This is a genomic window from Odoribacter splanchnicus DSM 20712 (assembly GCF_000190535.1).
GTDB lineage: Bacteria > Bacteroidota > Bacteroidia > Bacteroidales > Marinifilaceae > Odoribacter > Odoribacter splanchnicus.
Map to the genome: position 1 here is coordinate 3,840,793 of NC_015160.1, position 15,710 is coordinate 3,856,502.

At 42.9% G+C, this 15,710-nt stretch carries 12 protein-coding genes; 3 read left to right on the top strand and 9 right to left on the bottom strand.

Features of this window, described 5'->3' with window-relative positions; translation table 11 throughout:
- The first annotated feature begins 32 nt into the window (after positions 1-32).
- Positions 33-488 carry an aspartate carbamoyltransferase regulatory subunit gene (gene pyrI, locus ODOSP_RS16245; RefSeq protein ID WP_013613378.1) on the top strand — a complete coding sequence of 152 codons (456 nt, stop codon included), beginning with the start codon at positions 33-35 and terminating at the stop codon, positions 486-488.
- Between the two features lie 80 nt (positions 489-568).
- Here the strand turns inward: pyrI and ODOSP_RS16250 are convergent, their stop codons facing one another.
- A complete protein-coding gene (locus ODOSP_RS16250) occupies positions 569-1,543 on the bottom strand; it encodes a type I phosphomannose isomerase catalytic subunit (protein WP_013613379.1) in 975 nt (324 codons plus the stop codon).
- Positions 1,544-1,663: 120 nt separating this feature from the next.
- Between ODOSP_RS16250 and ODOSP_RS16255 the strand changes: the two genes are divergently transcribed.
- A complete protein-coding gene (locus ODOSP_RS16255; RefSeq protein ID WP_013613380.1) occupies positions 1,664-2,731 on the top strand; it encodes a hypothetical protein in 1,068 nt (355 codons plus the stop codon).
- A 16-nt stretch (positions 2,732-2,747) separates the two neighbouring features.
- Here ODOSP_RS16255 and ODOSP_RS16260 read toward each other — a convergent pair whose 3' ends face one another.
- The 8 genes from ODOSP_RS16260 to ODOSP_RS16295 all read right to left on the bottom strand — a co-directional run bounded on the left by ODOSP_RS16260 (position 2,748) and on the right by ODOSP_RS16295 (position 14,228).
- Positions 2,748-3,539, bottom strand: a complete 792-nt coding sequence (locus ODOSP_RS16260) for an alpha/beta fold hydrolase (RefSeq protein ID WP_013613381.1) — start codon at positions 3,537-3,539, stop codon at positions 2,748-2,750.
- Positions 3,540-3,614: 75 nt separating this feature from the next.
- A complete protein-coding gene (locus tag ODOSP_RS16265) occupies positions 3,615-4,376 on the bottom strand; it encodes a succinate dehydrogenase/fumarate reductase iron-sulfur subunit (RefSeq protein ID WP_013613382.1) in 762 nt (253 codons plus the stop codon).
- 75 nt (positions 4,377-4,451) lie between these two features.
- A complete protein-coding gene (locus ODOSP_RS16270; protein ID WP_013613383.1) occupies positions 4,452-6,392 on the bottom strand; it encodes a fumarate reductase/succinate dehydrogenase flavoprotein subunit in 1,941 nt (646 codons plus the stop codon).
- Between the two features lie 82 nt (positions 6,393-6,474).
- Positions 6,475-7,167, bottom strand: a complete 693-nt coding sequence (locus ODOSP_RS16275; RefSeq protein ID WP_013613384.1) for a succinate dehydrogenase cytochrome b subunit — start codon at positions 7,165-7,167, stop codon at positions 6,475-6,477.
- Positions 7,168-7,319: 152 nt separating this feature from the next.
- Complete coding sequence (locus tag ODOSP_RS16280; protein ID WP_013613385.1) at positions 7,320-10,325, bottom strand: glycoside hydrolase family 3 N-terminal domain-containing protein; 3,006 nt, start codon at positions 10,323-10,325, stop codon at positions 7,320-7,322.
- A 105-nt stretch (positions 10,326-10,430) separates the two neighbouring features.
- The gene (locus ODOSP_RS19000) at positions 10,431-11,525 is read right to left on the bottom strand and encodes a TlpA disulfide reductase family protein (RefSeq protein WP_013613386.1); all 1,095 of its coding nucleotides are present in this window, start codon (positions 11,523-11,525) and stop codon (positions 10,431-10,433) included.
- A gap of 93 nt (positions 11,526-11,618) precedes the next feature.
- Complete coding sequence (locus tag ODOSP_RS16290) at positions 11,619-12,878, bottom strand: hypothetical protein (protein ID WP_071823585.1); 1,260 nt, start codon at positions 12,876-12,878, stop codon at positions 11,619-11,621.
- Positions 12,879-12,908: 30 nt separating this feature from the next.
- The gene (locus tag ODOSP_RS16295) at positions 12,909-14,228 is read right to left on the bottom strand and encodes a DUF4270 family protein (protein ID WP_013613388.1); all 1,320 of its coding nucleotides are present in this window, start codon (positions 14,226-14,228) and stop codon (positions 12,909-12,911) included.
- Between the two features lie 300 nt (positions 14,229-14,528).
- On the opposite strand from ODOSP_RS16295, the gene ODOSP_RS16300 reads away from it, so the two are divergent.
- A complete protein-coding gene (locus ODOSP_RS16300; RefSeq protein WP_013613389.1) occupies positions 14,529-15,629 on the top strand; it encodes a Kelch repeat-containing protein in 1,101 nt (366 codons plus the stop codon).
- Positions 15,630-15,710 lie beyond the last annotated feature (81 nt).

The window sequence follows — 15,710 nt, forward strand, 5'->3', positions numbered from 1 at the left end:
CCAAAATGTTGAAATTATAAATAGGATTTATTATGGCAAAGAAAGAATTACAAGTAAGCGCTATAGAAAACGGAACAGTGATCGACCATATTCCGGCAGATAAATTATTCGATGTGATCAACGTATTGGGAATCACTGGTATGGATAATGCAATGACCTTCGGCGCTAATTTGAAGAGTAGTAAATTGGGAAAGAAAGCAATCATCAAAATCTGGGATAAATTTCTGGAAGATGATGAAGTAAACAAATTAGCTTTGGTCGCTCCTTCTGCAAAAATCAATATCATCCGGGATTATGATGTCGTGGAGAAAAAGACAGTTAATGTACCGGAAAAGGTTGAAGGAATTGTCAAATGTATGAATCCCAAATGTATTACCAATCACGAAAAGGTAAGAACGAAGTTTACCGTAGTCAAGGATTCACCGATCGTCCTGAAATGTCATTATTGCGAAAAATTGACCGATCAGGAACATATGGAAATGAATTAAAAAGCTAAAAGCAAAAAGCTATAGGCACTTAAGAGAAATTCTTTTTTTTGCCTATAGCTTTTTGCCTTCTAACCTATATTTTACCTGATATAAATTTCCAGTATTTCAGCTTCTGTTTCCGGTATTAAAAACAGGTTTTTTAGGATTGCAGGGACTAATATGGTTTCTCCTTTATTTACTTTCACGGTTTTATCGACATCGTAGACCAGGGTAAAATTACCTTCCAGACACATATAAATAACGAAAGAGTCCAGCTCGATATAATCTTTTTCTACTTCTTTGTCGAATTTCAGATAATTTGTCGTAAAATAATTACAGCTGACCAGTTCTTCGGTATGATTTTCGTGCTGATGATAATGGATGCTGTGCTGTTTTTGTTCACAGAAATTGATCACATCGGTAGCTAATTCGGTATGCAGTTCTCGTGGATTACCGTTCTTATCCCGCCGGTCATAATCGTAAATCCGGTAGGTGATATCCGATGTTTGTTGTATCTCTGCGATATAACAGCCTTTGCAGATAGCGTGTACCGTACCTGCCGGAATGAAAAAACAGTCTCCTTTTTCGACTTTCTCGGTGTTCAGCAGAACAGGCAGTGTATGATTGTGCAGGGCAGTAAGGTATTCCGATTTGTCGGTATCTTTATTGAAACCCATAATCAGTTCGGCATCCCGGTCAGCACCTACCAGGTACCACATTTCTGTTTTTCCATAGGCGTTATGACGGGCTTTTGCGGTTGCGTCGTCCGGGTGTACCTGGATGGAAAGATTGTCCCGGGCATCGATGTATTTGATTAACAAAGGAAATTCAATACCGAATTTTTCATAGATTTTATCTCCTACCAGATCTCCCATATAGATTTCAGTCAGTTCTTGCAGGGAATTCCCTTCGAGTGCCCCTTCGGATACGACCGAGATATTATCTTGTACTCCTGAAATTTCCCAGCTTTCACCGATAGATTCTTTTACTTTCGGGTCGTTACTTTTGTAAGCTAGTTTGTCTCCGCCCCAGATCGTTTGTTTGAGGATCGGTTTAAATTTTAAAGGATATAACATAAGACTAATTTTATAGATTGATATATTATTTCCGGCATAAAAATTGTACCTTGCAAAGGTATAATTTATTAAAACGGGAAATTGAAATTTGAAGATTATTTTAGTTTAAAAACAAAGAAGATGATGAAATGGGGAAAATTACTGTTAGGAGTCGGATGGGCTTGTGTATTGTATGCTTGTAGCGATGATGATGGAAAAGACGATACGATCATGAATATGTCCGAATTGACAGGAAAGTATTGGTATTACAATGCCTGGTTGGGGGATAAATACGGGATGGGACAGTCCGATTTATTGGAAGTGATCCGCTTTGAAAAGGGAGGTGTTTTAAAGATGATGGAATTCGGCGGACGGAGGGTACATGCTATCGGTACCTGGACAGGTGGGGATAATCAGATTACGATGGATCTGGACGATGGGGACTCTATAGTTTGGAATGTGCAGCGGAGTGGACCGGATTATATTCAGACTATTGTGAATGCGCAAGGAGAACGGAAATATACGACCGATCCCGGGTATCTCGGCGAACTGACTGCCGACGCTTTTTTAGTAAACGAATATACGGACGGGAATCAGTTTAAAACGTATATCGGAGTCGATGTGCGGGGAAATAAAAATGTGAAAGAGGTGGCTTTGATTCCTGCCGACGGGAAATCTATCCCGGTGGAAAATCACGGGTATTTTTGGAGTGAGAGACAACCCCAGAGCGGTGATTATGTCGATTTCGGCGGAGAGAAACGGGAAGTGCGTTTCTATTTGCGGATAGGTAAAAATACACAACTGAAGTTACAGGATACCATCTATAGTCAGAATCTGCCTCAGCGTACTTTGAGTGAAAGTGGATTGGAGGCGATTACCGAACTGGGAACCGGGGCTTTGAAGGTTTCCTGGAATTCATACCAGAACCCCGATATTTATTATCGGGTGGAAATCTTCTCAAAGAAAATGGATTTGACACAACCTTATTTTGTCAGCCGGATTCAACCGGCTACGAGTACCGGAATGACGATCAATACGACTACTTCCGGCGAGGTAAACCGGATCGGCGAACTGATCAAAGGCGAGAGTTATCAGGTGCGGTTGACTGCCTTGATGTTCGAACCCGGCGTGGATGTGATCAATGATGAATACAGCTTTGCCAATTTGCAGGCTGTCACCTATTTTTCCAGAGGATTCCTTTGGGAATAAAAGCGCAGGTGAAACATCAGGGAGCGAGGAAATAATCGGATAACATGTGGGCCAGCCGAAGAGGCTGGTCTACGTGTATCCGGTGAGTTGCTTCCGGAATTGTCTTTTGCCGGGCCTTCGGGAAATAATATCGGGTGGCTTCGGTTATTTTTTCCGGTAAATAGTCCGAATGTCCGGCTTTTATAAATAGAATTTCAGCCTGATAAGGAGACCGGATATCGGGTATATTCCAATCCAACAGAGAAGATAGATTTTCCCGGATCGCTTTCGCATTAACCTTCCATTCGTATCCCTGAGGAGTTTTTCGGATATTTTTTAGCAAAATCTGAACTTCCTCTTCTGTAGAAAAATATTCCCGGACCGCTCGATGTATTTCCTGACGTCGGTGGAAATTTTGAAGCGGGGTAGTCAGGATATATTCCGACAGGTTTCGGTGCATAGTCTGCCTGTCTAAAGTATAGGCTTGCGGGCAGATATCTATGATTGCCGCTTTTTCGACGATTTCCGGACGTTTCAATACTAAATGCATCAATGTCTTGCCTCCTAGGGAATGTCCCGCCAGAAAAGGCCTCTGGGGTAAATTCAGTCGCCCGATCAATTCTTCCGTATCCTGGCTCAAAATAGTGTAATCGAATAATGAAGAATGCGGAGAACAGCCGTGATTTCTCAGGTCGGGCAGGATGACATGGAACCGGTGGCTCAATAGATCGGCTACGGGCAGCCAATTGTCCGAAGCTCCCCATAGGCCGTGAAGGATGATGAGGGGGGGATGCGTATCGATACCTTTTTCACGATAAAAGAGTTGCATATCAGGCTTTTGGTTTACCGATAAAAAAATGCTACCCCGAAAGATAGCATTTTTTCCAAATAAAGACAATGTATATTAGTCTTTCAGTTTTGCTTTCAGGAATTCGCGGTTCAGGCGTGCTATATGAGCGATGGAAATACTTTTCGGACATTCCATTTCACAAGCGCCGGTGTTGGTACAGTTACCGAATCCGAGTTCGTCCATTTTAGCCACCATGGCTTTAGCCCGGCGGGCAGCTTCAATTTTTCCCTGTGGCAATAAAGCTAGCTGAGAAACTTTTGCTGCCACGAACAGCATAGCTGAAGAGTTTTTACAGGTAGCTGCACAGGCTCCGCATCCGATACAGGCTGCTGCGTCCATCGCTTCTTCTGCTTTATCGTTAGCAATTGGAATTGCATTGGCATCAGGAACTCCACCGGTGCTGACAGAAACATAACCTCCGGCCTGCAGAATCTTGTCATAAGCCTTCCGGTCGACGATCAGGTCTTTGATTACCGGGAAAGCGCCGCAACGCCAGGGTTCGATCGTTATAGTAGCTCCGTCTTCGAAACGGCGCATGTGCAATTGACAGGTAGTCACATCATCGTCCGGTCCGTGAGCACGGCCGTCGACGAACAGACTACAAGTACCGCAAATACCTTCACGACAGTCATGATCGAATGCTACCGGTTCTTCGTTTTGTTCTACCAGCTGTTCGTTGAGAATATCGAGCATTTCCAGAAATGAAGTGCCGGTAGAAATATTGTGAACTTTATATGTTTTAAACTCGCCTTTTGATTTAGCGTCTTTTTGCCGCCAGATCTTCAGAGTCAGTTCTTTTAATATTTTATCTGCCATAACCAATATTATTTTTGATTTCGGATTTACGATCGGGGTATAAGCCTGAACCGTAAATCACAAATCGTAAATTATTTATTTATAAGAACGTTGAGTAAGTTGGATGTTTTCGAACACTAATTCTTCTTTATGGAGTTCCGGTGCTTTATCTTCACCTTTGTATTCCCATACAGAAACATATTTAAAATGTTCGTCATCCCGTTTGGCTTCACCTTCTGCGGTCATCGATTCTACCCGTAAGTGTCCGCCGCAAGATTCATTCCGATCGAGAGCATCGTGAGCCATCAGGTCGGCGAGTTCTATAAAGTCGGCGACACGGGCTGCTTTTTCCAATTCGTTGTTCATCGCTGTAAATTCACCGGTTATGCGCAGATTTTTATAGAAATCTTTTTTCAATTCGGCGATCAGTTCGATGGCTTTCTTCAAACCGGCAGCTTCACGGGCCATACCGATGTATTCCCACATGATGTGTCCCAGTTCTTTATGGAAATGATCCGGAGATTTCGTTCCTTTGATGTCATACAAACGACGCAGACGGTCGGTGACATGTTTTTCAGCTTCGTCGAATTCCTTGGTATTGGTATTGACTTTCGGAGTCTGGATTTCTTTGGCCAGATAGTCGCCGATGGTATACGGCAGAATGAAATAACCGTCAGCCAATCCCTGCATCAAGGCAGAAGCTCCTAAACGGTTTGCCCCGTGATCCGAGAAGTTACATTCGCCGATAGCGTACAATCCGGGAATCGTAGTCATCAAGTTGTAATCTACCCAAAGTCCGCCCATAGAATAGTGGATAGCCGGATAGATCATCATCGGATTGTTGTAAGGATCCACAGCGGTGATTTTTTCGTACATCTGGAACAGGTTACCATATCGTTTTTCAATAGTATCCCGGCCTAATTGTGCGATAGCATATTTAAAGTCCAGGAATACGGCTTTACCTGTATTGTTGACTCCGAATCCGGCATCGCATCTTTCTTTAGCAGCACGTGAAGCGACGTCACGGGGTACCAGATTCCCGAATGCCGGATAACGGCGTTCCAGATAGAAATCCCGGTCTTCATCGGGTATATCGTTCGGATTTAAAGTGCCTGCCTGTAATTTTTTAGCATCTTCGATTTTTTTCGGTACCCATACCCGGCCGTCGTTACGTAACGATTCGGACATCAGGGTCAGCTTACTCTGCTGGTCTCCGTGTACAGGAATACAAGTCGGGTGAATTTGCACGAAGCAGGGGTTCCCGAACATAGCACCACGTTTGTAAGCTTGCCAGGCTGCACTACCGTTACATCCCATCGCATTGGTAGACAGGAAGAATACATTGCCATAACCTCCGGTAGCCAACACTACGGCATGGGCTCCGAAACGCTCGATTTTTCCGGTAACGAGATCCCGGGCGATTACTCCGCGTGCTTTACCGTCGACGATCACGATATCCAGCACTTCGTGGCGGTTGTACATTTTTACTTTACCGGCCTGAATCTGACGGTTCATGGCTCCGTAACATCCCAGCAACAATTGCTGTCCGGTTTGGCCACGGGCATAGAACGTACGGCTTACCAAAGCTCCACCGAAAGAACGGTTGGCCAGTAATCCGCCGTATTCACGGGCAAAAGGAACACCTTGAGCTACGCATTGGTCGATAATGGAGTTGCTTACTTCTGCCAAACGATATACATTGGCTTCCCGGGCACGATAGTCACCGCCTTTGATGGTTTCGTAGAACAAACGGAATACAGAGTCGTTATCGTTGGGATAGTTTTTGGCTGCGTTGATACCTCCCTGTGCGGCGATAGAGTGTGCACGACGGGGAGAATCCTGATAACAGAAAGCGGTTACATTGTATCCTAATTCGGCTAAGCTGGCAGCTGCAGAACCTCCGGCTAGTCCGGTACCTACAATGATAACATCCAGTTTCTTTTTGTTTGCCGGGCTGACAACACCAATATGAGCTTTGTGAGCTGACCATTTGTCTTTCAACGGTCCCGCAGGTATTTTAGCATCTATTACTGACATAATAAATTGATTTAAATTTTAAATTTTGATTCCAGACTTTAGATTGATAAAACCGAATTTATCAATCATCGATCATAAATAATTAGTTTCCCAGTCCTGCGATGAAATACAGTGGAATAATGCTGAAGCCTACTGCAAATACAATTGCAAAGAAATAAGCTAAACATTCCAGACGCTTTCTCCAGATATCATTTGAGAAACCGATAGTTTGGAAAGCAGACCAGAAACCGTGAGTGATATGTAATCCTACTAAAACGGCTCCCAGAATATAAATCAAACAGTATACAATGCTTGATTCGAATAAGCTGGAAACCAATGTGTAAGTATCTTCCATTTCAACACCTCCGACTGTAATGGCTGACAACGGAGTTCCCAAAGACGGGAATTTAATGTTCCACCAGAAATTATACAGGTGGATCACCAGAAAGATCAACACCATTGCTCCCAGAATGTACATGTTGCGGGAAGCCCAGGTGGCATTTTGACTCTGGTTTCTCAGGGCATATTTCACCGGACGCGCTTTCTGATTCTGAAGAGTCAGTACAGAAGCCCAAATGATGTGAATGATAAACCCGATAGCCAGGATGGGTTCAATAATTTTGATAATCGGGTTCGTAGCCATAAAATGAGCTCCCTGATTGAATAAGGCCCCGCTATTATCAAAAATCAACAATAAATTTAGCGCCAGGTGGACGCAAAGAAACGAAATCAGAAAAAGTCCCGATAAACTCATGATGACTTTTTTTCCGATCGAAGAGGTCAAAAAATTGCTCATAATTTGTTTTATTTATTAATAACTGGTTTAATACCCTTTAATCCTGCAAAAGTATCCTTTTTCTTTAACTTTACCCTATTTTAATACATTAGAATGATTCTAAATTCGGAATTTTTTCTGTAATAAAAACGGGGGCTGAAATACTTTGAAAACTAATTGTACCTGATTTTACTTTCTTCCAAAGCCTGATATATAATATCCTGTATTTGGGTCCGTATATTCATTTCAGATAATTTTGTGTTAAATTCGTCGGGATAAGTCCGGTTGGATAAAAATAGGTATAACAGCTTGTTATCCGGGTCGCACCAGGCCATAATCCCCGTGAAACCGGTATGTCCGAAGCTGGTCAAAGGGAGACACTTACTGACCGGATTGATCTTGGTTTGATCCGGTTCGGGTTTGTCGAAACCCAGGCCTCTGCGGTTTTTAGGAAACAGATTGTTTTTACAGCTGAAGGTGACCATCGTTTCAGGTGAAAAATAATATTCTCCTCCATAGGTTCCTCCGTTCAGATACAATTGCATCATTTTGGCCAGGTCTTCTGCTGTTGAAAAGAGACCGGCATGTCCTGCAATGCCACCGAGCAGCGCTGCGACAGGGTCGTGTACATAGCCCTTGAGTTCCGTTTTGCGGTAAAGTTTATCGACACACGAAGGAACCAGATTATTTTTATTCAGGCGTTTGTGAGCAAGAAAATCGGTATGGTACATACCTAATTTCCGATAAAATTCTTCCTGACAGTATTGGTCTAACGATTTTTCAGTTACGTGTTCCACTGCAAATTTCAGAAGAATAAACCCCAAATCGCTGTAGGCATATTCTTTTTTAGGATTTAGCGGTGAATGAAGTATACAGGACCGGATCGTGTCCTGGTAGGCCGGGAACATATAAAGTCCGGGTTCCATGTATTTATAGCCCGGTTTCGGGGAATTGGAGACCGTGCTGTCTTTAAACCGATAATTGAGATTTACATATAACCTGTCTTTCAGGCGGGTGGTGTTGTGCGCTGTCCGTTTGCTGGTAAATAAAGGTCCGGGGAGCGATTTCGGATCGATAGCATCCGTAAATAAAGGCAGAAAGGTTTTCAAACCTGCATTGTGGCATAGTACTTCCTGTACGGTGATGTCTTTTTTATCGGTCTCTTTTAATGGAGGATAATAGTCCGACAACGGAGCCGCCAAATTGATTTTCCGGGAATCGTACAGTTTGATTATGGCCGGTAGGGTGGCTGTGATTTTGGTTACGGAGGCCAAATCGTAAATGTCGGATGTTTTGTTGGGAGTCGTTTGTTTGTAGGTATGATGACCGAAGGCCTTATTGTAAAAGATATTACCGTCTTTGGCAATCAGCACCTGACAGCCGGGGGTGGCATGTGCCTGGACCGCCAGTTGGCAGATGGAGTCGATTTTGGCTAATTTTTCAGAATCCAGGCGGCACATCTCCGGACTGGTATAACTCAGTCTGGTTTTGGGCGTTTGAATACCTGTACCGGCCGGATAATCCGGATTTACACAAACCGGGAGCCGGGCAGTCATGGCTATGCCTCCGAAAATGGCTTGTGCCGCATACTGTTGGGCATAAAGATGATTTTCGTAGCTGAGCAATAAAGCATCGGTCGGGAGGGAAGCGTAGGAAGCGAGACCGTATGGGATGCCCGGATGGCATAAAATGATTCGCTTGCCGGTTTGCTGCCGGATCAGGGTATCTAAGACCGGCGAATAACCGAAATTTTTTTGAGCCGAATTCGTACTCAGGTTATTATAAATAATGATACAATTAAAAGGTTGAAGCTTTTTTTGCAAATTCCGGAGTTCTTCGTCCGATAATTTTTTGTTTGCTACGAAGTGAGTGACTTGAGTATAACGTTCCAGTGTCGTTTGAAAATTGTTTACTGCTCTGGCTCCGAAATTCAGACTGGCGATACGGAGGGTATCCAGGCGTTTGAGGGGAAGTAAAGAGTCTGTATTTTTAATCAGGGTGATGGCTGCCTGGTAAAGTTGTTGCTTCAGAGCTATGTCGGTAGGAGAGTTGAGACGTGACCATAGACCCGGGGTTTCGGCCGGATAAACATTCGGTAATACATATTTTTGCTTTGCTTCCAGTATCTTCCGGCATTTTTCATCGATCGTCCGCTCGTCCAACAGGCTATCGGTCAGGGCTTTTTTGATCGCTTCCACTGCTTTTCCCAGATTGGCCGGAAAAAGGAGCATGTCGTTACCTGCTAGCAGTGCTTTTACTTCTGCTTCGCCGGGCTGGGAGTTTTGGGTTACCCCCTTCATATTCATGGCATCGGTGAAGCACAGGCCGGAGAAGTTCAGATCCCGGCGTAACAATTCCTGAATGACCGGGCTGGAGAGAGAAGCCGGAATGCCTGTCGAATCTATCGATTTAACCGCCAGATGGGAGACCATAACCGCCGGAATGCCGGCTTCGATCAGATGCTGGTAAGGATAGAGTTCGACAGAGTCGAGGCGTTGGCGGGAATGTGGGATGACAGGCAGGGTATGGTGAGAATCGGTATCGGTATCTCCATGCCCCGGAAAGTGTTTGATGACGGGAAGCACGTTTTGACTCAAAGAGCCATAAGCATATAAGATCGCTTTTTGGGTAACCTCCTCCGGGTCTTCGCCGAAAGAACGCATTCCGATGATCGGGTTCCGGGGATTGCTATTGATATCTACTACCGGGGCGAAGTTTACGTGAACCCCTAGTTCCTGGCAATGCCGGGCGATAGTTGCTCCCAATGCATAAATCAGACTATCTTTCCGGATAGCCCCGTTGGTCAGCATTTTGGGGAATTCCATCGCAGTTTCCAGGCGCCAGCCTACTCCGTGTTCCGCATCCATCCCGATCATTAAAGGATATTTCGCTGCTTTTTGATACCGGTTGGTTAGTTTGATTTGCTGAGTCGGTTTCCCCTGGAAAAAAATGAGCCCTCCGACGTGATATTGCCGGATTTGTTTTTCCAGTTCGTTTTCGTAATTTTCGTTCTTGTTGCTGTAGGCCGCAATCATGAAGAGTTGGCCTATTTTTTCATCCAGACTCATTTGGTGGAGGACCGAATCGGCCCAGGAATGCCGGGATACTTCGGCCGGTTGGGAATAACTCCCCTGAAATACCAGAAGACCTATAAACAGTAAAATGATTTTTTCTTTCATATCCGGAATGCGTACTTGCTAACTAGAAATATTCCCGTAAATGTACGAAAAAACAGAGGGTACCGTGTTGACGATACCCTCTGTTGTATGCTAATGAATGTTAAATTATTTCAACAATTCAGCTACTTTATTTTGTAATTCTTCTCCTCTCAAATCTTTGGCAACAATAACATTGTTTTCGTCCAATACAACCAAGTGAGGAATTCCATTTACACAATAAAGTTGTGCAGCTGCATTTTGCCATCCTTTCAAGTCGGAAACGTGATTCCAGGTCAATTTATCATCTTCGATCGCTTTCAACCAGGCATCTTTATCCTCATCCAGAGATACACTCAGAATTTCGAGTCCTTTCGGATGGAATTTCTCATACATTTTCACTACGTTGGGATTTTCTCCACGGCAAGGGCCACACCAGGATGCCCAGAAATCGATCACTTTTACTTTACCTTTGATAGAGTGCATAGACAGCGGTTTTCCGTCGGGAGTATTCAAAGTAAAATCAGGAGCAACCTGGCCTACTGCTACTGCAGATAATTTCTGGATTCTGTCGGCGATTGTTTTTCCCGGTTCTGTTGCTTTGGCATTTTCCCCCAGGGTATTGAATTTTTCGACTAGTTTTTCATAATCATATTCGTAGAGTTTGCCGGCTAAAATATAAGCAGCGACATAGCTGTCTGCATTCGCTTTGTTTATAGCATCTTCTTTAGCTTCATAATCTTTCATCAAGTTCTCGTACTGCTCCTGCAATTCTTTCATTTTAGCTTCATCTTTTTCCTGGTAGGCAGTCCTGTAACTTTGGTTCAGCTCTTTAGCCATTTTACCCATTTCGTTTGAGATTGCGGTATATTGATTGGCTATTCCTTGGGTGGCAGTTCCTTCGATTTTAGAAGCTGTCGGATTTTCCAGATTTAAGTTTGCAGTAAAATCGGCATTCTCTACAAAAATAAGATCCCCTCCCCGTTGTCCTTCAACGACGATAAAAGCTGGGGTCAGCCCGGCAACGCTACCTGTCAGTTTGAATTTGCCTTCGGCTACAGGAGCTTTGGCCAGTGTATCGATCGTACGTCCCTGACGTTGTAATAAATAAACGTTGTTCGCTTCGCCTCCTGTAATGGTCCCGTTGATATTGTATTTCGGTGTTGTGTCACAGGCTGATAGTGATACGGCTATAACAGCTAAAGATAATAAACTTTTCTTCATGATTTTAGAGTTTGTGATAAAAATTAACTAATACAAAGATAGGGATAAAAATAACAAAACGATGCTTCGGGCATCGTCTTGTCATGTTAATGTTTAGTTAATCTTTCGCTTCATAAACCAGAATTCATTGAAGCCGATATTAATACGGACTTTTGCAAATTTTTCCTGAATCAAACCGTTTTGTTCTGTTCCACGGATTCCCAGATCGAATGCCACGCCAAGGAGAAGGATCCCGTTACGGGCCGTGTAAAAAGGAATTTGAGAACCGAAGGTGATGGCGTAAGTATTGATATCTACATTTTTGACATCGATGCCGGAATGAATAAAATAGCCTCCTAACATATAACTGTTGCGCTGCCACCAATAACGTCCCAGCCGTTCCGGTGTCCAGGACAACCCTAAGGCTGCTTTATGGTAATCTTTCAGTTCCTGATTTTTACCGAACTCTTCATAAACAGACATCTTTTGGAACGTATAGTCTCCGGCAATATCCCATTTCCGGTTGTATCTGAAATCGAATCCGCTCAAAATACGGAATGGATATTTGATATATCCCCGCTTTAAAGTCAGATCATTGAGCATCTCGGTCGTGTTGGTACTGGAATTGACGCTATAAGCCATATAATCGGTTTTGGACCTTAGTTTTTGTGTAAAATTGAAAGCCGATCCCAATGTCAGAATGGATTTGGGAGACAGATTCAAAGTATATTGGATGCCGGGGGTAAACAAAACATCGTGAATACGATTGTTTTCACTGGTTTTGATAATTTTACTACCTTCGATCATCGTGGTCAGGGTTTGACGTTTTTCGATCTTACCGAAAATTAAAGACGTGTTCAAACCGATCGATAAGTTTTTATATCTCCAGCCTAATCCGAGGTAAACGTCATTCAGTCCGCCTTCTCCCTGAATATTTTGTTGAAAGTAAGAATCCGAACTTCCAGGAATCACGTTTGTATAAGACAAGTCGTAGCCGATATCCGATTTTTCTGTGAATCCCAGAGACATATACATGTTTTTATGGAGACGGAACGCTATGTTGAATGCCGTGTTTTGTGCCACCCGGTAACTTGCATTTTCTTTGTAGGTAGACAAATGGGCATACTCGCCCGTAACGCCGAATTGAAAATAAAGACGAGCCGTATCCAGGGCCGTATAAGATGCCGGATTCAGATAATTGATATTGCCGTTGTCGCGCATAGCTGCCGCAACTCCACCCATAGCGTTGTAAGGACCGGCATTTTCTGTCTGTAAACCGATTCCATATACAGAGTATGGGGTTCCGATGTTATCCTGTCCGTACACCTTAAAAATGAATATAGACAAAAACGTTATAAGGAATATTCTTTTCATAATTGTTCGATATCGGAGAATGATTCTTGGTTAGTCTTTATAACTTGCATAATATACCCTCAATACAGGCACGTCTTTTATAATCATACGATTAAAAGAAGAAGTTAAATTAGGTATGGTCAATAACAGCTGTCTGACATCCTTGGAGTCGGAATACCGGGAAATTGTTTGGTAATAATCGGTAATGTCGAAAATATACCTGTCTTCTTCATTGTTTTCAGTCTTTACATATCTTCCGGTAATAGGATTATTGGTACTGTTATAAGCCACACCTTTTATTTCATTAATCTTGTTCGTATAATAAACACTGATCGTCGATGGATAAGCAACTTCCGGCGAAGCCCATACCCGGGGTTTTATTTCAATTTCAGCTTTTACCACGGTTTTATAAGTCGATTGAACATCGGGCTCCGGAAGGACCATTTTTACCATATATCCACTAAGCCCTTGAACGATAGCCATGTCATGTTCTGTAAATTTCACTTCTTTTGTCTGTTCGGTCAAAGCTTCGAAACCATACTTTTCCGAAGGTATATTTTTTACATTAAAATATTGGTATTCATTTCTCTGACTCAATAGCTTCAAATCGTAAGTATACTTTTGGTCTGCATTATGATAATGAAACCGCATATACAGGCTGTCCGGGATCATTTCCAGGCTTAACAAACAATTATTGTCTTTTCCACTTTGAATAGCCAGACCTTTAAAGTAATTGATAAATTTATAATAGCTGATCTCACTATTGCTGTTCGGCCTGAAAATAGGATCGTCGTTTTGCATCATAGCAAACATTCTTTCGGTCAGCGTATCCTTCTCGAGTTTGAAATATACCTGATTCATAATCATCCTTTTGGGAATAAAACTGACTGTTGCCAGTTTATCTCCCCATGGAATAGAATCCCGGTTATAAAAGTAGTCGTTTTGGTCTGTCCTGAATTCCGGCAAGCGGGCCAAACGATAAAGTGAAAGTGTTTGAGGAGTAGCTGTTTCTGTCGTATCTCCCCAAATATTTTTCCCTACTTTGAAATGGAAGGTGACCGAATCCAGCAAATACCGGAAATTGATAGACGGTTGGGAAACCGGAACGATCTGAAAACAGGGGGATGCCGTCGTGACACCACTATATTGATCTTTATAGCGGCCCATGAACATTTCCGTAATAGCCGAACCGTATCTTCCGCTGGAGGTGATAAAGGAGTCTATTTTTATCGTACCTGTTTCTTTCAGCAAGGTGGTTTGTACTTCAATATGATTTCCATTATTAATCAAATCCTGACCTATGGTAGTTAGGTCATTATTACAGGAATATAGTCCTAACGTAGCTATAAGTAGAAAAAATATCAATCGCATATAATAGGATTTTTTATTATTTACGACGCGAAGGTAAAACTATTTTCTAAAAATATGGCATGAGCTCTGTTATTTTATTGCAATTCGCTCAATGCTTAACGAATGAAAATATTCTTTATCATTCGTACACACCACCCGGGAATGTTTGCGGAAGTGTGTTAAAAAACTGAAATCTTTATCGATTCGAAAGATTATCTCGTGATTTGAGTGGAATTATATGCAAAAAATGTTTAGTTTTGCCGGATGATTTTTGAAGTGTAATATAGAATTATAAATTTGAATCAGATAAAAAAGTAATTTATGAAAAAAGTAAATTTTTTATGCCTGATAATGCTGGGGTTATTTTTTGTTGCTTGTCATTCAAATGACGATACGTGGGGAGACTGGTCCCGGGGTTATTCGTTTAGTGGAAAACCCAGAACAGGCGCTGTGACTTTTACCTTGAACGGTGAAGTTTATGTCGGTCTTGGTAGAAATGAAAATGTTGAAGAAAAGGATAAATATTTGACGGATTTCTGGAAGTTTAACGGTAAATCGTGGGTCTCTGTCGCCAGTTTTCCTACTGTTGGACGTGCCGGTGCTGTGGCATTCGTCGTCGGTGAAGAAGGTCATCAGGTGGCTTATGTCGGAACCGGATACCGTGAATATTTGGGTAAAGAAACGTATTATGACAATTTTTATACTTTCGATGGGGTCAGTTGGGATACTACTACAGTCATTAAATTACCGAAGCCTGCGGATCGTAAGGATGGTGGACGTAGAGACGGTATAGCCTTTTCTTTAAATGGTAAAGGTTATGTCGGGACCGGACTGGTTAGCGGTGGAATGGTGGTGAACGATATGTATTGTTTCGATCCTTCAAAATCAGGAGATGCTGCCTGGAGTAACGTTGAGTTCCGTGGCGAACCGCGTTGTGGTGCCGTTGCTTTTGTGATCAAAGACAAAGCTGTGGTATGTCTTGGTGCTGCTTCTTCTTCCGGATCCAATTTCCGCCGGGATGTATATACCTTCGACGGTACGACCTGGGATGATAAAGAGCCTTTAGTTGATCAGGACGGACGTGGTTTCGACAATGATTATAATCAGATTCCCCGCGCATATGCCGTTGCTTTTGTGTCTTCAAGAGATGGAGGTGTATTGAAAGGATATGTGGCTACAGGTAACGGAAGTTATCCGGGTACTTGCTGGGAATATAATATCGATACTGACCGTTGGGATGAAGTGACCGAATTGCCTGCTGCGATGAACAGACGTGCTTATGCCGTAGGATTTACCTTTAATGATTACGGGTATGTGACTACCGGAGGATCGACAATGAATGCTCCGATAGATGTCGATACCTGGAAATTTACTCCTGGAATCGACGAAGACGATGATAACGACTATGCACCTCGTGAATAGTACGTTGCCGGATCGATTCGGATTTTAAAAGCGGAATGATATAAAGATGGGGCTCTTCTTGGGCTCCATCTTTTTTGATCC